Origin of the sequence: Streptomyces sp. NPDC060049 (genome assembly GCF_042736715.1) — a bacterium.
Classification (GTDB): Bacteria; Actinomycetota; Actinomycetes; order Streptomycetales; family Streptomycetaceae; genus Streptomyces.
This window is the reverse complement of sequence record NZ_JBHWVV010000003.1, coordinates 294655-312961: the sequence shown is the minus strand read 5'-3', so window position 1 is coordinate 312961 and position 18307 is coordinate 294655. Positions and strand designations below refer to the sequence as shown.

The window sequence follows — 18307 nt, the reverse complement described above, 5'->3', positions numbered from 1 at the left end:
GACGGTATGGGCGCCGCCATTGACACGGCTCACACACGAATAGGAAACTTACCTAACAGTTCACCTCGGTGAGGGAGAAAACACCCCATGCCCGCCGCCACCCCCGGTACGCCCAGCCTGTTGCGCGCCCTCAACGACCGGGCCGCCCTCGAGCTCCTGCTGACGCACGGTCCGCTGTCCCGGACCCGGATCGGGCACCTCACGGGGCTGTCCAAGCCCACCGCCTCCCAGCTGCTCGCCCGTCTGGAGGCCGCCGGCCTGGTCGTCGCCACCGGCACCGCCACCGGCCGCCCCGGCCCCAACGCACAGCTCTACGCCGTCAACGCGCGGGCCGCGCACGTCGCCGGACTCGACGTCACCCCGGGCCGGATCCTCGCCTCCGTCGCCGACCTCTCCGGCGAGGTGATCGGCAGCCACGAACTCCCGCACGTGCGGGGCACCGGGCCGGTCGCGCAGGTCACCCGCGCCCTCGGCGAGGCCGTCAAGGACGCCGGGCTGCACGTCGGCGACATCCACCGGGTGGTCATCGCGACCCCGGGCTCCTTCGACCCCCGCACCGGGGTGCTGCGCTACGCCGACCACCTCGCGGGCTGGCAGTCGCCCACGCTCCTCGACGAGCTGGCGGCGGCCCTGCCGATGCCGGTGGAGTACGAGAACGACGTGAACCTCGCCGCCGTCGCCGAGCAGCGTCTGGGTGCGGCCCGCGGCCACGAGGACTTCGTCCTGCTGTGGAACGAGGAGGGCCTCGGCGCCGCCCTCGTGCTCGGCGGCCGGCTGCACCGCGGCTGGACCGGCGGCGCCGGAGAGGTCGGCTTCCTGCCGGTCGCCGGCCACCCGCTGGTCCGCCAGGTCACCCGGGTCAACTCCGGCGGCTACCAGGAACTGGCCGGGGCGCAGGTGCTGCCGGGGATGGCGGCCCGCCTCGGCATCGAGGCGCCGCCCGCCGGGGCCTCCGGCCCGGAGTCGGTGCACGGGGCCGTGCACGGGGCCGAATCGGGGGCGATGGTCGAAGCGGCGGCCGCGCTGCTGGCCCAGGCGGCCGCCGCGCCCGAGGGGGCCAACCTGCGGCTCCTGCGGGAGTACGCCACCGCGCTCGCCACCGGCCTCGCCTCGCTGGTCGCCGTACTGGACCCGGAGGTCGTGATCCTCTCCGGCGCGCTGACCATCGCGGGCGGGGAACCGCTGCGCGGACTGCTCGAAGCCGAGCTCGCCGACCTCGCACCGTCCCGGCCCCTGCTGGTCACCGGCGAGGTACGGGAACGGCCCGTGCTGCGCGGGGCACTGGAGAGCGCGCTGGCCGCCACCCGCGACGAGGTCTTCGACACCTCGCGCCGCTGAACCCGCGGCGCCCCGCCGACCGCAGCCCCGAACCGCTACCCGTCTCCTGTACCTTCCGCACCGGCCGCACGCACCGTCCCACGCGCAGCCCCGTAGCGCGCGGAGCCCCGTACGGCCCGCCCGCAACACCCCTCCAGGAAGTCCCCCGCGCAGAGAGTGACTCCGTCATGCCCAGAACCCGCCGTCTGACCGCCGCCGCCGTCGCCGTCGCCTCGATATCCGTACTCGCCACCGCCTGTACGGGTTCCACCGCGAACACCGCGGCCGACGACCCGAACAAGGAAGTCACCCTCAACTTCTGGCACGGCTGGTCCGCCCCGAGCGAGATCAAGGCCATCGAGGACAACATCGCCCGGTTCCAGAAGGCGCACCCGAACATCAAGGTGAACGTCACGGGCAACATGACGGACGACAAGATCAACCAGGCGCTGCGCGCGGGCGGGGACAAGGCCCCCGACGTCGTCTCCTCCTTCACCACGGACAGCGTCGGCAAGTTCTGCAACACCGGCGCGTTCGCGGACCTGAACCCCCTCCTGGAGAAGTCCGGGATCGACAAGGCGAAGGTCTTCCCCAAGACCCTGATGGAGTACACCCAGTTCAACGGCAACCAGTGCTCGCTGCCGCTGCTGAACGACGCGTACGGCCTCGTCTACAACAAGACCGCCTTCGCCGCCGCCGGGATCACCGAACCGATCAAGACCTGGAGCCAGTTCGTCGAGGCCGCGCAGAAGCTGACGGTGGCCAAGGGCGACTCGTACGAGCAGCTCGGCCTGATGCCCACCTTCCACGGCTACGAGACCACGCCCATGCGGCTGGCCGCCCAGTGGGGTCCGTCGTACTTCGGCGCCGACGGCAAGTCGAACCTGGCCAAGGACCCGGCCTTCGCGAAGATGCTGACGGCGCAGAAGGACCTGGTCGCCAAGCTCGGCGGCTACGAGAAGCTCGAGAAGTTCCGCAACACCTTCGGCGACGAGTGGAGCGCGGAGCACCCCTTCCACAAGGGCCTGGTGGCGATGCAGATCGACGGCGAGTGGCGCGCGTCCATGGCGAAGGAGGCCGGAGTCGCCTTCGAGATCGGCACCGCGCCCCTGCCCGTGCCGGACGACCAGGTCGGCGACTACGGCAAGGGCTACCTCTCCGGCACGATCATGGGCATCTCCGCGAAGAGCCAGAAGCAGAACGCCGCCTGGGAACTGACGAAGTACATGACGACCGACACCGACGCGGTCGTGGAGTTCGCCAACGCCATCCACAACGTGCCCTCCACGCTGGCCGCGCTGGACTCCCCCAAGCTCCAGGTGAGCCCGGAGTTCAAGACGTTCATCGACATCGCCAAGCACCCGAAGTCGAGCACCACCCCCGCCCAGGCCGACGGCGGGACCTACCAGCTGACCTTCACGGACTTCGCGTACGGGGTCGAGAAGGGGGACGTCGCGGACCTCGCGGCCGGTCTCGCCAAGACCGACCAGCAGATCGACACGGACATCGCGAAGGCGAAGTAGCCACTGATGACCGCGACCGCGATCCCTCCCTCGCCCTCCCCCTCCGCGTCGCCCCCGCCCCCGCCCTCCCCCTCCCCCGAGCTGCGGGCGAGACGGCGCAGGTCGGCGCTGCGCACGGCGGCCTTCATGTCGCCCTGGCTGATCGGGTTCGGCGTCTTCTTCGCCTACCCGCTCCTGTCGACCGTCTACTTCTCCTTCACCAAGTACGACGGCTTCCGTCCGCCCGTCTTCAACGGGCTGGACAACTGGTCCTACGTGTTCTCCGACTACCCGATGTTCTGGCCGGCCATGGGCAACACCCTGTGGCTGGTCGTGGTGATGGTCGCCTGCCGGGTCGTCTTCGGCCTCGGCACCGGCCTGCTCATCACCAAGATCAAGCTCGGCACGGGCATCTTCCGCACCCTGTTCTACCTGCCCTACCTGGCCCCGCCAGTGGCCGCGACCCTGGCCTTCGTCTTCCTGCTCAACCCCGGCACCGGCCCGGTGAACACCCTGCTGGACGCGGTCGGACTGCCCACGCCCAGCTGGTTCACGGACGCCGACTGGTCCAAGCCCGCGCTGACCGCGCTCGCGGTCTGGGGGGTCGGCGACCTGATGGTCATCTTCATGGCCGCACTGCTCGACGTACCGCGCGATCAGTACGAGGCCGCCGAACTGGACGGCGCCGGCGCGCTGCAGCGCTTCCGCCACATCACCCTGCCGAACATCTCGCCGATCATCCTGTTCGCGGTGGTCACCGGGGTCATCCAGGCCATGCAGTACTACACGCAGCCCCTGGTGGCGGGGAAGGTGGCGGCCGGCGTGATCGGCGGCTCGGGCCAGCAGTTCGAGCCCGGCTACCCCGACAAGTCCACGCTGACCCTGCCCCAGGTCATCTACAACGCCGGCTTCCAGCGCTTCGACTACGGCACCGCATGCGTGGTCGCCCTGGTGCTGTTCGCCCTCTCCATGGCCTTCACCGCGCTGCTCATGCGGCGGCGCGGCGGCCTGATCGAGGCAGGTGACTGACATGAGCCAGACCCTCACCCGCCCGAAGCGGGCCCCGCGTCCCGCCGCCTCCGGTACGTCGGATTCCGCGCGGGCCGTGCGCACCGCGCGCCGCCGGGCGGCCCTGCACTGGGTCGCCGTGCACTCCCTCGGCGTCGCGGCGGCACTCTTCTTCGTCCTGCCGTTCGTCTTCCTCTTCCTGACCTCGGTGATGAGCGACCAGCAGGCGCTGACCCGCGACCTGTGGCCCCACAGCTGGGAGTGGGGCAACTACGCGAAGGTGTGGCACACCCCCGGCTTCCTGACCTGGTGGCGCAACACCCTGCTCTACGCGGGCCTCGGAACCCTGCTGACCGTCGTCTCCTCGGTGCCCGTCGCCTACGCGCTCGCCAAGTTCCGCTTCCGCGGCCGGCGGCTGTCGCTGCTGCTGGTGATCGCCATGATGATGCTGCCGCCGCAGGTGGTCGTCATCCCGATGTACCTGTTCTGGGCCAAGCAGCTGGACCTGTCCGGGACGCTGTGGCCGCTCATCATCCCGATGGCCTTCGGCGACGCCTTCTCCATCTTCCTGCTGCGCCAGTTCCTGCTGACCATCCCCGACGAGTACCTGGACGCCGCCAAGGTCGACGGCTGCGGCGAGTTCCGCACCCTGGTGCGGGTGGTCCTGCCGATGGCGAAGCCCGGCATCGCCGCCGTCGCGCTGTTCCAGTTCTTCTGCGCCTGGAACGACTACTTCGGCCCGCAGATCTACGCGTCCGACAACCCGGCCGCCTGGACGCTCAGTTACGGGCTGGAGTCCTTCAAGGGCGCCCACCACACCAACTGGAACCTGACCATGGCGGCGACCGTGCTGGTCATGGCACCGGTGATCGTCCTCTTCTTCTTCGCCCAGAAGGCATTCGTCGAGGGCGTCACCCTGACCGGAGTGAAAGGCTGAATGACCATGAAACTCGCAGTGGTGGGCGGCGGTTCCACCTACACGCCCGAGCTGATCGACGGGTTCGCGCGGCTGCGCGACACCCTGCCCATCGGCGAGCTGGTGCTGATCGACCCGGCCGCCGAACGGCTGGAGCTGATCGGCGGCCTGGCCCGGCGCATCTTCGCCAAGCAGGGGCACCCGGGCCGCATCACCACCACCTCCGACCTCGACGCGGGCGTCGCCGACGCCGACGCGGTCCTGGTCCAGCTGCGCGTCGGCGGTCAGGCGGCCCGGCTCCAGGACGAGACGTGGCCGCTGGAGTGCGGCTGCGTCGGCCAGGAGACCACCGGCGCGGGCGGTCTCGCCAAGGCGCTGCGCACGGTGCCGGTGGTGCTCGACATCGCGGAACGGGTCCGGCGCAGCAACCCGGACGCATGGATCATCGACTTCACCAACCCGGTCGGGATCGTCACCCGTGCCCTGCTGCAGGCCGGGCACAAGGCGGTCGGTCTGTGCAACGTCGCCATCGGCTTCCAGCGCAGGTTCGCCGCGATGCTGGACCTGACACCGGCCGACATCCACCTCGACCACGTGGGGCTCAACCACCTCACCTGGGAGCTCGGGGTGCGCAAGGGCGGCCCCGAGGGCGAGAACCTGCTGCCGGGGCTGATCGCCGCGCACGGCGAGGCCATCGCCGCGGACCTGCGCCTTCCGCGCGCGGTGCTGGACCGGCTCGGCGCCGTGCCCTCCTACTACCTGCGCTACTTCTACGCGCACGACGAGGTGGTCCGGGAACTCGGGACCAAGCCCTCGCGGGCCGCCGAGGTCGCGGCGATGGAGAAGGAACTGCTCGGCCTGTACGGGGATCCCGCGCTCGACGAGAAGCCGGAACTGCTCTCCAAGCGGGGCGGGGCCTTCTACTCGGAGGCGGCGGTGGACCTGGCCGCGGCCCTGCTGGGCGACGGCGGCAGCGCCGTACAGGTGGTCAACACGCTCAACAACGGGACCATGCCGTTCCTCCCCGACGACGCGGTCATCGAGGTGCAGGCCCGGGTGGACCGCTCCGGACCGGCGCCGCTGGCCGTACCCCGGCTCGACCCGCTGTACTCGGGGCTCGTCGCGCACGTGACGGCCTACGAGGACCTCGCGCTGGAGGCGGCGCTGCGCGGCGGCCGCGAGCGGGTCTTCAAGGCCCTGCTGGCGCACCCCCTGGTGGGGCAGTTCGACCTCGCCGAGGGGCTGACGGACCGGCTCCTCGCGCACAACAAGGAGCACCTGGCATGGGCGTGAGCCGGCCCGTTCCCCCGCCGGCGGCCGCGGCGGTCCTCGCCGTCGACGCGGGCAACAGCAAGACGGACGTGGCGCTGATCGCCGCGGACGGCACGGTCCTCGGAACCGGGCGCGCGGGCGGCTTCCAGCCCCCGCGCGTCGGGGTGGAGGCGGCGGTGGACGTCCTCGGGCAAGCCGTCGCGGAGGCGGTCGGTGCCGCCGGACTGCCGCGGCTCGCGCCCGGTGTCCCGTACGCCTCCCGGGTCGCTGCCTGTCTGGCCAACGCGGACCTGCCGGTGGAGGAGCGCCGGCTCGCGGACGCCATCGCCGCGCGCGGCTGGGGCGCGGCCACCGAGGTGCGCAACGACACCTTCGCGATCCTGCGGGCCGGGCTGACCGGCGCCGCGGGCCCCCGGGGGGTCGCGGTGGTGTGCGGGGCCGGCATCAACTGCGTGGGCATGCTGCCCGACGGGCGCACGGCCCGGTTCCCGGCGCTCGGGCAGATCTCCGGCGACTGGGGCGGCGGAGGCGGACTGGCCTTCGAAGCCATGTGGTGGGCGGCGCGCGCCGAGGACGGGCGCGGCGGACCGACGGAGCTCGCGGCTGCCCTGCCGGACCACTTCGGACTGGACTCCATGTACGGACTCATCGAGGCGGTGCACCTGGGCACGATCGCGCCCGGCCGCGTCCACGAGCTGGTGCCGGTGCTGTTCGCGGTGGCCGCGGCCGGCGACGCGGTCGCCGCGGCCCTCATCGAGCGGCAGGCCGAGGAAGTGGTGGCACTGGCCTCGGTGGCGCTGGGCAGGCTCGGCCTGCTGGACGAGGAGGCACCCGTACTGCTGGGCGGCAGCGTGCTGGCCGCCCGGCATCCGCAGCTGAACGGGCGGATCGGGGACCTGCTCGCCGAGCGGGCCCCGTACGCCCGGCTGTCGGTGGTGACGGCCCCGCCGGTGCTGGGCGCCGGACTGCTGGGACTGGACGCGCTCGGGGCTCCGCCCGAGGCCTTCGGGAAGCTGCGTGCCCATTTCGGATGAACCCCGGGTCCTGAGGAACCACGGCGGCCGGTGGGGCGTATTCACGGTGACGGGGTGACGGCAGGGGTCCTGGCGGGCGGCTGAAGGGGGACAGGGGCCCGGCCGGGGGCGGACCGGGTTCCGACAGGGGGACGGACCGGGCGGATCGTGCCCCGACAGGGGGATGGACCGGGGCGGATCGTGCCCGATCCAGCACCGGTGCTGTGGTCCACCGTCACTAAGGCCATACTGCTGCGGAGCACGAAGGACCGAGGGGGAGGTCACGGTGGCCATCACATCAAGCGCGCCCGCGCCCGAAGGCGGCGTCGTGCCGCCCTCCGGGCCGCCCGCGCCGCCTCCCGACGGGCTGCCCCGACGGAGCACGGCCTGGGCCGAGGGCGTGGAGCGGCTGCGCGCCGCCGCCACGACCGAGCCCGGCCGGCTGCGGATCATCGGCGCGGTCCTGGCCGCGCTGGTCCTGCTGTTCGGAGCGGTGGCCTTCTGGGAGATCTCCGGCCGGGTCACCTCCGCCGACGACGTGGTGGGCCGCAGCCAGCCGCTGAGCGCCGACGCGGCGAACATCTACCGCTCCCTCGCGGACGCCGACACGGCCTCCTCCAGCGGCTTCCTCGCCGGCAGTGACGAGCCGCGCGAGGTCCGCCGGCGCTACGAGAAGGACATAGCCAACGCGTCCCGGCTGCTGGTGAGCGCGGCCGCGAACACCGGGGCCGGCGAGGACTCGCGCGCGCAGATCACCCTGCTGAGCGAGCAGCTGCCCCGCTACACGGGCCTGATCGAGCAGGCACGGGCCACCAACAAGCAGGGCCTGCCGCTGGGCGGCGCCTACCTCCGCTACGCGAACGAGCAGATGAGCACCCAGCTGCTGCCCGCCGCGCAGCGGCTCTACGAGGCGGAGACCGGCCGGCTCTACACGGACTACGACGAGGCCCGCGCGGTGCCGCTGGCCTCGCTCGGCGCGGGTCTGCTCGCGCTGGCCGCCCTGGTCTGGGCCCAGCGGCGCAACTACCGCCGTACGAACCGCGTCCTGAACCACGGGCTCGTCGCCGCGACCGCCGCCTCGCTGGCGGTCCTGCTGTGGCTCGCGGCGGGCCACACGGTCGCCCGGTCGGGGCTGAGCGAGGCACGGACGGACGGACAGGAGTCCCTCAAGGTGCTCAACGACGCTCGGATCGCCTCGCTCCGGGCGCGTGCGAACGAGAACCTGACGCTGATCTCGCGCGGCGCCGTACTGGCGGAAGACAAGAAGTCCGACAAGTACGACGTGGACTTCACCCACGACATGGAGCTGCTGGAAACGGGACTCGCGGCGGCGTCGAAGCTGGCCGACGACGAGGCGGGCCGCACTCCCGTCGCCGGAGCCACCGACGGCGTGAAGCGGTGGAAGGAACTGCACACGGCCGCGCGGCAGACGGACTTGCAGGGCGACTACCAGGGCGCTCTCGGGCAGGTCATCGGGGACAAGGACCACAAGGAGTACAGCGGGGCGGCCTTCGACACGGTGGACGCCTCGCTGGAACAGGCCGTGGTCCACGAGCAGCGGGAGTTCACCCGGGCGGCGCGGGACGGGCTCGGCGCGCTCGACGGTTTGCTGACAGGCACGGCGGCCCTGGCGGTCGTCGGCTCGGTGGCCGCTCTGCTCGGCATCGGGCGCAGGCTTTCGGAGTACAGGTGAGCGCGATGCCGGGACGGTCGAGGCACGAGGACGAGGGCTCCGCGCGCGCCGGGGCCACCGGACCCGCCGGGGTCCACGGCGCGGAAGCGGAGTGCGAGCCCGGCGGCGTAGGGCGGCTCGCGGGCCGGCTGCGCGGCTGGGGCGGGGTCGCCGCGATGGCCGTGGCCTGCGCGCTGACGGCGGCGGCCGTGCTGCTGCCGCTGGCCCAGGCGGCCCCCGGCGGCCCGGGTCACCCGTCCCTGGTGCGCGAGCCGGCCAGGACGGCCGTCGCCCCGCTGGCTCCCGGCGACACCTGCCAGGACCCCGAGGCGAGCCTGCGCCCGGGCGGCCTGGACGGGCCGGCCATCCAGCGGATCCGCGCGGCGGGCCACCTCGTCGCGGGCGTGGACCAGAACAGCTTCAAATGGGGCTACCGCAATCCGGCCGGCCAGCTCGACGGCTTCGACATCGCCCTGGTCAAGGCCATCGCCAAGGACATCCTGGGCGACGAGAAGGCCGTCATCTACCGGGCGATCCCCACGAGCCAGCGCGTCCCCGCGCTCAAGGACAACACCGTCGACATCGTCGTGCGGACGATGACGATCAACTGCAAGCGGCTGGAGGACGTCGCCTTCTCGACGGCGTACTTCGAGGCGGGGCAGCAGGTGCTGGTGCCCAAGGGTTCGGCGATCACCGGCTACGACGCCTCGCTGAAGGACCGCAGGATCTGCACGGCGGCCGGTTCCACGGCGGAGGCGGCACTGGCCTCCCAGTCGTACGGATCCGTCCCCGTCAGCGTCCCCAACCAGCTGGACTGCCTGGTCCGGCTCCAGCTGGGCGAGGTGGACGGCATCATCACGGACAACGCCCTCGCCGCCGGCCAGGCCGCGCAGGACCCCTCGATCCAGCTCGTCGGCTCCCCGTTCACCAGGGAGTTCTACGGGGTGGCCATGAACAAGGACGCCGGCGACCTGGTACGCCGGGTCAACAAGGTGCTGGAGGACTACCGTTCGGGCGGTGAGGACAGCCCGTGGATGAACGCCTACAAGACCCACCTGAAGCCCGTTCTGCCCGGCGTGAGCGGACCGCCCGCGCCCAAGTACCGGGACTGATGCCGGTGGCGGATTCTGAGCCCGATGTCACGAAACCGAAGGCGGGGCCGGTGGAAGCTGGATCGGCAGTGATGGACCGGGACGGCGTGGACCGCGCGCTGGCCCGGCTGGCCGCTGAGCACGAGGCGGTCGAGACCTCGCTGCTCGCGCTCCAGGACCACGCCGGGCGGCGCCTCCTGGAGGGCGCCGGACTGACCGGGGTCACCAAGGAGCGGTGGGCCGTGGCGGACGCGGCCATCACCCGGCTGTGGCGCTACTTCGACGCCTACAGCGGGGCGCTGGCCGCCGCCCGCCAGATCCGGGAGCGGCGGCGCTGGCCGAGCCGCGAGGACCTGGTCGAGCTGACCGACCGGCTGCGCGGGCCCGGGGTGCTGATCGCCGGGGCCGCGGTCGAGGGCGCACAGCTGGCGGAGCGGTTCTCCCTCGCCGAGCTGGTGGCCCGCATGAACGAGCTGTACGCCGGTTCCCTGGACGTGGTGGTGGCCGCCGACTCGGTGTGGTCCGCGCTGCCGGCCCGGATCGACCTGCTCTCCGCCGAACTGCACCGCACGCGCACGCTCGCCCACTCGGTGGGGGTCCGCCCCGGGGAACACCCCTCGGGGGACGACCTGGAGGCCATCACGGCCGAGCTGACGGAGCTGCGGGCGCGGGTGATCGAGGACCCGCTGGCGTTCTGGGTCCCGGTAGCGGGGAGTTCGGCACCGGGCGGCGGCCGGCCCGACACCAGGCGGTACGACCGGGCCGCGCTCGCGCTGGAGGACGTACGCCGGGAGGTCGAGGCGGTGCTGGCCGTCCGGCAGGACTCCGAGCAGCGGCTGATCGGCCTGCGTGACGTGCTCTCCCGGGCCGACCGGACCCTCGCGGAGGCCCGGGTGGCGCGCGGCGAGGTCCTGGCGAAGATCGCGGCGTCCGAGGTGCCCGCGGTGAGCGGTCCGCCGACGGCCCTGCAGGAGCAGCTGTCGGCGGCCGCCGAGTACCGGCGCCGGTCCCAGTGGCACCGGCTGTCGCCGCTGCTGGAGTCGCTGGAGCGGCGGGCCGAGGAGGAACTGCTCCGGGCCCGTGAGTCGTTGACGGCCGTGACGGCCCCGCTGGCGGTGCGGGCGGAGCTGCGCGGGCGGCTCGACGCCTACAAGGCGAAGGTGGCCCGGCACGGAATGGCGCAGGACCCGCTGCTCATGGAGCGGTACGACACGGCCCGGCGGATGCTGTGGAGCGCGCCCTGCGACCTGCGGGCCGCCGAGCAGGCCGTGCTGCGCTACCAGCGGGCGGCGGCCGAGACCCTGGTCCCGCAGCAGCAAGAACAGCAACAGCAGTCGCGAGTGGATCGGGAGTGGCCCGTCGGGCCGGGAGAGGGGGACGCGTGAGTCTGATCGGAACGGCGTGCATGCGCTCCGGCTGCCCGGGGTCCTATGAGGACATGGGCGGCGGCGAGCTGTACTGCGGCACCTGCGGGCTGGCGCCGGCCGGAGCGGTCGCGGCGGGCGCCGAGGAGCTGGTGTCGGTACCGACGGGGATGACGAGCGCGGCGCGCCACCGTGATTCGCAGGGTTCCCAGGGATCTCAGGGGTCCCGGGCGTCCCACGGATCCGGGCGGTCCGCTTCCTCGGCCTCCTCGCGGGCCTCCCGGTCCTCGCGCTCGTCCTCCTCCCGGCGCTCGGTGTCGGGCCGGCTGTCGCGCGCCCTCTCGGGCGCCGCGTCCACCCGGTCGGTGTCGGTGCGCAGTTCGGGCTCGGCCGCCTCCGGTTCGGGCCGCGGCCGGCTCGGGGCCGGGCTGGTCAACGTTCCGGAGGTGCCGCGTCCGGATCCTTCGGCCGCGGTGCTGGAGAATCCGGAGGTCCCGGAGCGCAAGCGGTTCTGCTCGCGCTCCGACTGCGGTGCCCCGGTGGGTCGGGCGCGCGGTGAGCGGCAGGGACGGACGGAAGGTTTCTGCACCAAGTGCGGGCACCCGTACTCCTTCGTGCCCAAGCTGCACGCCGGCGATCTCGTCCACGGCCAGTACGAGGTCGCGGGCTGCCTCGCCCACGGCGGCCTCGGATGGGTCTACCTCGCGGTGGACCGCGCCGTCTCGGACCGGTGGGTGGTGCTCAAGGGCCTGCTCGACACCGGGGACCAGGACGCCATGGCGGCCGCGATCTCGGAGCGGCGCTTCCTCGCGGAGATCGAGCACTCCAACATCGTGCGGATCTACAACTTCGTGGAGCACCTGGACCAGCGGACCGGCTCGCTGGACGGGTACATCGTCATGGAGTACGTGGGCGGCAAGTCGCTCAAGGAGATCGCCAACGAGCGGCGGCGGACGGACGGACGGCGCGATCCGCTCCCCGTGGAGCAGGCGTGCGCCTACGGCATCGAGGCACTGGAGGCGCTCGGCCACCTGCACAGCAGGAACCTCCTCTACTGCGACTTCAAGGTCGACAACGCCATCCAGCAGGCCGACCAGCTGAAGCTGATCGACATGGGCGCGGTGCGGCGGATGGACGACGAGGAGTCGGCCATCTACGGCACCGTGGGCTACCAGGCACCGGAGGTCGCGGACGTCGGCCCCTCGGTCGCCTCCGACCTGTACACGGTGGCGCGCACGCTGGCCGTCCTGACCTTCGACTTCCAGGGCTACACGAACGTCTTCGTGGACTCGCTGCCGGACCCGGAGCACATCGAGGTGTTCGGGCGGTACGAATCGTTCTACCGGCTGCTGGTACGGGCCACCGACCCGGATCCGGGCCGGCGGTTCGCGTCGGCGCAGGAGATGGCGGACCAGCTGACGGGGGTGCTGCGGGAGGTCGTCGCGCTCCAGACGGGCCGGCCGAGGCCGCAGGTCTCTACGCTGTTCGGGCCGGAGCTGCGCGTGCCGGACGACCGGCTGTTCACCGACGAGCCGCAGGCGGAGGTGTCCCGGCTCGGCGGGCGGACCGCGAAGCGGTGGGGGGTGTCCCGGCGCTCCGGCACGGCGGGGTCCGCGGCCGGCGTCCCGGGTCCCGGACCGTCCTCCGCTCCGGGCACGGGACCGTCCCCCGGTCCGGGCTCCGCTCCTGATTGCGCCTCGGCTCCCGGTCCTGGTTACGGCTCCACTCCCGGTCCCGGTCCTGGTTACGCCTCCGCTCCTGCTTCGGCGGTCGCGCCGGGGGCACCTGCCTCCCTCCCGCTGGTCGCCCCCTCGGCCGCACCGGTCGCCGGCCACGGAGCGACCGGTCTCATGACCACGTCGACGCACAAGGCCGCCGCTCCGGCCGTCCCCGCCCCGCGCCGGCCCCCGGCGGCGGTGGCACCGCCCTCCGCCGTGGCCGCCCTGCGGAGGCCGGAGCTGTCGACGCTGGACACCCGCGAGGCCGCGCTGGCGCTGCCGGTGCCGCTGGTCGACTCCGCCGACCCCAATGCCGGCTTCCTGGCGGGTCTGCTGGCCTCCGCCCCGGGCGACCTGCTGGCCGCGCTCCGCTCCGCGCCGGCCGACTCCGCCGAGGTGCGGCTGCGCGAGCTCCGGGCCCGGCTCGAACTGGGCGAGGCCGACGCACCCGCGGTCCGCGAGGCGCTGGCCGCGCTGGAAGCACTGCACCCGGACGACTGGCGGGTCGTGTGGGCCCGCGGCATCGCTTCACTGGCCGTCGGGGAGGACGCCACGGCGGCACTGTCCTTCGACGCCGTGTACGACGCCTTCCCCGGGGAGCCGGCGCCGAAGCTGGCGCTGGGCCTGTGCGCCGAGGTCCTGGGGCAGTTGGACAACGCCGCCGAGTACTACCGCCTGGTGTGGGCCACGGATCCGGGCTTCGTCGGCGCGGCGTTCGGGCTGGCCCGGGTGCAGCTGGCCGCCGGGGACCGGGGCGGAGCCGTGCGCACGCTGGAATCCGTACCGGAGGCGTCGATCCACTACACCGCCGCGCGGGTGGCGGCCGTACGGGCACGCCTGCGCGACCGGTCTCCCGAGGACGCCCTGCTGCCCGATCTGACGGCGACCGCCGCGCAGGTGGAGGCTCTGGGCAGGCTCGGCCTGGACTCGGTGCGCCACGAGCGACTGAGGGCGGAAGTTCTGGGCTCGGCGCTGGACTGGGTACTGTCGGGTAGCCGGGGTTCCGACCCCGGCGGTACCTCGCTGTTCGGCTGCCAACTGGACGAGCGGGGGCTGCGCTTCGGCCTGGAGCGCTCGTTCCGCGTGCTGGCACGGCTGGCACAGCGGGGCGAGGAGAGGATCGAACTGGTGGAGCGGGCAAACCGTTTCCGTCCACGGACGTGGGTGTGATTGATGTCGATGCATCGGCCGTCGGGCTGCCCCAGCTGCGCGGAACCCCTGGAAGAGGGTGACCGTTTCTGCGGCCTCTGCGGATACGCCCTCACGGCCTCCGCCCCCGCTGGACCGGCCACACCGGCGGCCCCGGCGGCCCCGTCCAGCGCAATGCCGGCCGGGGTCCCGGCCTCGCGCGGCCGCCCGGAGCCCGGCGAGGTCCTCGCGCCCGTGTCCTCCGGCGCCTTCGCGCCCGGCGGATACGGCGAGCCGGCCGCGACCGGGTACGCGTCGGGCGAGGCCGCGCCCGGCTGGGGCAGCACCTCCACCGCCGCCCCCACTCTGGCCTCCGGCCCCGACGGCTGGACCGGTCCGGCCACGGCCGGCCACGGCCCGGGTGCCGGCGGGCAGGAACGGTACGACGGCCCGGGCGCCGGCGGGCAGGAACGGTACGACGGCCCCGCCGCGCAAGGCCGGCAGCCTGCGGGCGCGGCCCCGTACGGCGCCGGCTCGGACCCCTACGGGCCGACCGTCCCCCTCGGCCAGGGCGCCGCGGGCCCCGCGGGCGCAACCGGCTCCTCGGGCGGAGCCCGGTACGAGTCGGCGGGACACGAAGCCTCCGGAGCCGCTCCGGAGCCGGGAGCCCCGTACGGCCCGGGTCCCGGCGCCGGCCCCGCTTCCGGTTCGGGTTCCACGGACCCGGTGCCCTCCGAGGGCGCGGCCGACGGCCACGAACCGCCCTACAGCGCCCCGCAGGGCCCCGGCTCCGCGCACGAGGCCCCGTACGGCGGTGAGCCGGAGGGCGGCGGGAAGACCTGCGTCGCGTGCCGCGCCGGGCGGGTGGACACCGACGGGTACTGCGAGCACTGCGGGCACGCGCAGCCCCGGGAGCGGGACCACCTCGAGGAGGAACTCGGCAGCGTCGCCGCCGTCAGCGACCGCGGGCTGCGCCACCACCGCAACGAGGACTCCTTCGCCGTGGCGGCCACGGCACTGCCCGACGGCTCCGCCGCCACCGTGGCCATCGTCTGCGACGGCGTGTCCTCCGCCAGTCGCCCCGACGAGGCTTCCGCCGCCGCCGCCGGCGCCGCCAACGAGGCCCTGCTCGACGCCCTCCCGCGCGGCGCCCACCCGCAGGAGGCCATGCACGAGGCGATCCTGGCCGCCGCGGCCGCGGTCAACGCCCTCGCGCCCGAGGTGCCCGGTGCCCAGAACGCCCCCGCCTGCACCCTGGTCGGGGCCGTCGTCAGCGGCGACCTGCTGACCATCGGCTGGGTCGGCGACAGCCGTGCCTACTGGGTCCCCGACGACCGGGCCGCGCTTCCCCGCCGCCTCACCGAGGACGACTCCTGGGCCGCCCAGATGGTCGCGGCGGGCCTGATGGGCGAGGCCGAGGCCTACGCCGACGTCCGCGCCCACGCCATCACCGGCTGGCTCGGAGCCGACGCCTACGACTTGGAACCGCACACGGCCACCTTCAAGCCCGACCACGACGGCGTGATCGTGGTCTGCACCGACGGACTGTGGAACTACGCCGAGTCCGCGCGGGACATGGCCCAGGTGCTGCCCGCCGACGCCGCCGTCCGGCCCCTGCACAGCGCGCAGGTGCTGGTCGGCCACGCGCTCGACGGCGGCGGGCACGACAACGTCACGGTGGCCCTCATCCCCTTCTCCGCGCCGCCGCGGAGCACGACCGCGAGCCCCGCCGCCCCGCAGGCCCAGGCCTGATCACCGTCCCCGAGGAGCACCGACCGATGGCGAACTTCGCCAAGCCGAGCGCCCCGCGCTTCAGCGTGGACGTGTACCAGAACGAGTTCCTCCCCGAGGGCGGCCGCGACGTCCACGCCATCGTCACGGTCACCTCGACCGGCGGGGCCGCCGCCACCCGGACCGCCGTGGTCCCCGGCGGCGCCGCCGTCGTGATCATGGTCGACTGCTCGGGTTCCATGGAGTACCCGCCGGACAAGATGCGCGGAGCCCGCGAGGCAACCGCCGCCGCCGTCGACACCCTCCGCGACGGCACGGCCTTCGCCGTGATCGCCGGTACGCACGTGGCCAAGGAGGTCTACCCCGGCCAGGGCCGCCTCGCCGTCGCCGACGCGGCCACCCGGGCCCAGGCCAAGGAGGCCCTGCGCGGGCTCTCCTCCGGCGGAGGCACCGCCATCGGCACCTGGCTCCGCCTCGCCGACGGCCTGCTGCGCGGAGCCGGCGCCTCGATCCGGCACGGGATCCTGCTCACCGACGGCCGCAACGAGCACGAGGAGCCGGCCGTGCTGCGCGCCACCCTCGACGCCTGCGCGGGCCGGTTCACGTGCGACGCCCGGGGCGTGGGCACCGACTGGGAGGTCAAGGAGGTCACCGGGATCGCGAGCGCGCTGCTCGGCACCGCCGACATCGTCGCCGACCCGGCCCACCTGACCGAGGACTTCACGCACATGATGGAGAAGGTCATGGGCAAGGAGGTCGCGGACGTCGCGCTGCGCCTGTGGACCCCGGTGGGCGTGGAGATCCAGTACGTCAAGCAGGTCGCGCCGGCCGTCCAGGACCTCACGGACCGCCGTACGCAGGCGGGCCCGCGCGCCGGGGACTATCCGACGGGTTCGTGGGGTGACGAGTCCCGCGAGTACCACGTGTGCGTACGGGTCCCGAGTGCGGCGATCGGGCAGGAGATGCTCGCCGCCCGCGCCTCGATCGTCAGGCCGGGGGCGGCGGGCGAGGCGCCGGACGTCCTCGCCCAGGGCCTGGTCCGCGCCGTGTGGACGGCCGATCTCGCCTCGTCCACCGCCATCAATCCGCAGGTGGCCCACTACACCGGTCAAGCGGAGCTCGCACAGGCTATCCAGCAGGGCCTGGAAGCCCGCAAACTGGGTGATGTCGGCGGCGCCACCGCCAAGCTGGGCCGCGCGGTTCAGCTGGCGAGCGCCTCGGGCAACGCGGACACCGCGAAGCTCTTGGCGAAGGTGGTCGATGTCGTCGATGCGGCTGCGGGTACTGTGCGGCTGAAGGCGAAGGTCGCCGACGCGGACGAAATGACCCTTGAAACGCGTTCGACCCAAACCGTTCGAGTGAAGAAAGCCTGACTATCCGGTTGGGTGCAGGCTGAAGAAGCCAAAGACGAAGAAGGAACCCTGCCTCGACCGGGCGGGAAAAGGAGGAAGCGCCGCGATGCCGACCTGCCCGAACGGGCACCAGTCCGCCTCCGACGACTGGTGCGAGGTCTGCGGCCACCGCATGGCCGCTCCTACGGGCACCCCCGGGGCGCCCTCCTACGGCTACGGCTACCCTCCCACAGGCGAGCCGACCGCCCAGGCCGAGCTCTGCCCGCAGTGCCGGACCCCGCGCGAGGCCATGGCCCCGTTCTGCGAGGAGTGCCGGTACAACTTCCTGACGCGTACGGCGACCTCCTACACGCCGCTCGCCCCGGACGCGGGACCGGGCGCCGGTCGCGGCGGCCAGAGCGGCACGGGCGCTCCCGGCACGCACGGCGGCCCCGGCCCCGGGGGGACCCCCGGCCCGCCGCCGCCCTCTCCGGGCGCGCCCCCGGCCCCGCCCGCGTACTCCCAGGACCACTTCGACTACCAGGGCTCGCGGCCCTCGCGGGTCAACCGCCCGGCTGAGCCGCTGCAGCGCGAGGACGACTGGATGCTGCCGCCCCCGGCGCACCAGGAGTACCAGCAGCCGCAGTACCAGCAGCAGCCCCCGCCGCCCCAGCAACAGCAGCCCCAGCAACAGCAGCGCCGGCAACAGCAGCCGCCGCAGTCGTACCAGACGGCGCAGTACCAGCAGCCGCAGCACCAGCAGCCGCAACAGCACCAGCAGCAGCCCCACCAGCCCTTCCCGCCCCGGCCCCAGGGCGGCGGCGCCTGGACCGCCACCATCGGCCCGGACCGCTCGTACTTCACGGCGATGATGCACCGCAGCGGCCCCGAGGCCGCCGGGCTCAGCCTGCCCGCGTACTCGCCCGAGCAGCACCTGCCGCTCACCGGCGGTCAGATCACCATCGGCCGACGCCGTGCCTCGACGGGCGAGTCCCCCGACATCGACCTGTCGGTGCCCCCGGAGGACCCGGGCGTCTCGCACCAGCACGCGGTGCTCGTCCAGCAGCCCGACGGCAGCTGGGCAGTGGTGGACCAGAACTCCACCAACGGCACCACCATCAACGGCGGCGAGGAGTCGATCCAGCCCTACGTGCCGGTCCCCCTCGGTGACGGCGACCGCGTCCACGTCGGCGCCTGGACCACGATCACCGTCCGGCGCGGCTGAGCGCGCGGGACGGCCGCCC

Annotated in this window: 13 protein-coding genes; all 13 read left to right on the top strand. The window is 73.4% G+C overall.

The window, feature by feature from the left end:
* The first annotated feature begins 87 nt into the window (after positions 1–87).
* The 13 genes from ACFWBY_RS06650 (at position 88) to ACFWBY_RS06590 (ending at position 18288) form a co-directional block, all read left to right on the top strand.
* The gene (locus ACFWBY_RS06650) at positions 88–1338 is read left to right on the top strand and encodes an ROK family transcriptional regulator (protein ID WP_385341119.1); all 1251 of its coding nucleotides are present in this window, start codon (positions 88–90) and stop codon (positions 1336–1338) included.
* 167 nt (positions 1339–1505) lie between these two features.
* The gene (locus tag ACFWBY_RS06645) at positions 1506–2840 is read left to right on the top strand and encodes an ABC transporter substrate-binding protein (RefSeq protein WP_385341118.1); all 1335 of its coding nucleotides are present in this window, start codon (positions 1506–1508) and stop codon (positions 2838–2840) included.
* Positions 2841–2966: 126 nt separating this feature from the next.
* Complete coding sequence (locus ACFWBY_RS06640) at positions 2967–3848, top strand: carbohydrate ABC transporter permease (RefSeq protein ID WP_385341147.1); 882 nt, start codon at positions 2967–2969, stop codon at positions 3846–3848.
* Position 3849: 1 nt separating this feature from the next.
* Positions 3850–4764: a carbohydrate ABC transporter permease gene (locus ACFWBY_RS06635; protein ID WP_385341116.1), complete on the top strand. Its 915-nt coding sequence runs from the start codon at positions 3850–3852 to the stop codon at positions 4762–4764.
* 6 nt (positions 4765–4770) lie between these two features.
* Positions 4771–6036, top strand: coding sequence for a 6-phospho-beta-glucosidase (locus ACFWBY_RS06630; RefSeq protein WP_385341114.1), 1266 nt, complete (start codon positions 4771–4773; stop codon positions 6034–6036).
* The gene (locus tag ACFWBY_RS06625; RefSeq protein WP_385341112.1) at positions 6027–7049 is read left to right on the top strand and encodes an N-acetylglucosamine kinase; all 1023 of its coding nucleotides are present in this window, start codon (positions 6027–6029) and stop codon (positions 7047–7049) included. Before ACFWBY_RS06630 ends, ACFWBY_RS06625 begins: the two co-directional genes overlap by 10 nt.
* A gap of 265 nt (positions 7050–7314) precedes the next feature.
* Entirely contained in the window at positions 7315–8721 is a 1407-nt protein-coding gene (locus ACFWBY_RS06620) for a hypothetical protein (protein WP_385341111.1), read from the top strand.
* 5 nt (positions 8722–8726) lie between these two features.
* On the top strand, positions 8727–9812 hold the full coding sequence (locus ACFWBY_RS06615; protein ID WP_385341109.1) for a glutamate ABC transporter substrate-binding protein: 1086 nt from the start codon (positions 8727–8729) through the stop codon (positions 9810–9812).
* A gap of 71 nt (positions 9813–9883) precedes the next feature.
* Entirely contained in the window at positions 9884–11176 is a 1293-nt protein-coding gene (locus ACFWBY_RS06610) for a hypothetical protein (protein ID WP_385341145.1), read from the top strand.
* 5 nt (positions 11177–11181) lie between these two features.
* Positions 11182–14043, top strand: a complete 2862-nt coding sequence (locus ACFWBY_RS06605; protein WP_385341143.1) for a tetratricopeptide repeat protein — start codon at positions 11182–11184, stop codon at positions 14041–14043.
* Positions 14044–14046: 3 nt separating this feature from the next.
* Positions 14047–15753 carry a protein phosphatase 2C domain-containing protein gene (locus ACFWBY_RS06600; RefSeq protein WP_385341107.1) on the top strand — a complete coding sequence of 569 codons (1707 nt, stop codon included), beginning with the start codon at positions 14047–14049 and terminating at the stop codon, positions 15751–15753.
* 26 nt (positions 15754–15779) lie between these two features.
* A complete protein-coding gene (locus ACFWBY_RS06595; protein WP_385341106.1) occupies positions 15780–17105 on the top strand; it encodes a VWA domain-containing protein in 1326 nt (441 codons plus the stop codon).
* Positions 17106–17190: 85 nt separating this feature from the next.
* A complete protein-coding gene (locus ACFWBY_RS06590; RefSeq protein WP_385341104.1) occupies positions 17191–18288 on the top strand; it encodes an FHA domain-containing protein in 1098 nt (365 codons plus the stop codon).
* Positions 18289–18307: the final 19 nt, after the last annotated feature.

Excerpts from the sequence above, each read along its gene's own strand:
- ACFWBY_RS06590 (WP_385341104.1), top strand. The coding sequence starts at position 17,191 with ATGCCGACCTGCCCGAACGGGCACCAGTCCGCCTCCGACGACTGGTGC.
- ACFWBY_RS06600 (WP_385341107.1), top strand. The coding sequence starts at position 14,047 with ATGTCGATGCATCGGCCGTCGGGCTGCCCCAGCTGCGCGGAACCCCTG.
- ACFWBY_RS06625 (WP_385341112.1), top strand. The coding sequence starts at position 6,027 with ATGGGCGTGAGCCGGCCCGTTCCCCCGCCGGCGGCCGCGGCGGTCCTC.
- ACFWBY_RS06595 (WP_385341106.1), top strand. The coding sequence starts at position 15,780 with ATGGCGAACTTCGCCAAGCCGAGCGCCCCGCGCTTCAGCGTGGACGTG.
- ACFWBY_RS06630 (WP_385341114.1), top strand. The coding sequence starts at position 4,771 with ATGAAACTCGCAGTGGTGGGCGGCGGTTCCACCTACACGCCCGAGCTG.
- ACFWBY_RS06640 (WP_385341147.1), top strand. The coding sequence starts at position 2,967 with ATGTCGCCCTGGCTGATCGGGTTCGGCGTCTTCTTCGCCTACCCGCTC.
- ACFWBY_RS06650 (WP_385341119.1), top strand. The coding sequence starts at position 88 with ATGCCCGCCGCCACCCCCGGTACGCCCAGCCTGTTGCGCGCCCTCAAC.
- ACFWBY_RS06645 (WP_385341118.1), top strand. The coding sequence starts at position 1,506 with ATGCCCAGAACCCGCCGTCTGACCGCCGCCGCCGTCGCCGTCGCCTCG.
- ACFWBY_RS06615 (WP_385341109.1), top strand. The coding sequence starts at position 8,727 with ATGCCGGGACGGTCGAGGCACGAGGACGAGGGCTCCGCGCGCGCCGGG.
- ACFWBY_RS06635 (WP_385341116.1), top strand. The coding sequence starts at position 3,850 with ATGAGCCAGACCCTCACCCGCCCGAAGCGGGCCCCGCGTCCCGCCGCC.
- ACFWBY_RS06610 (WP_385341145.1), top strand. The coding sequence starts at position 9,884 with ATGGACCGGGACGGCGTGGACCGCGCGCTGGCCCGGCTGGCCGCTGAG.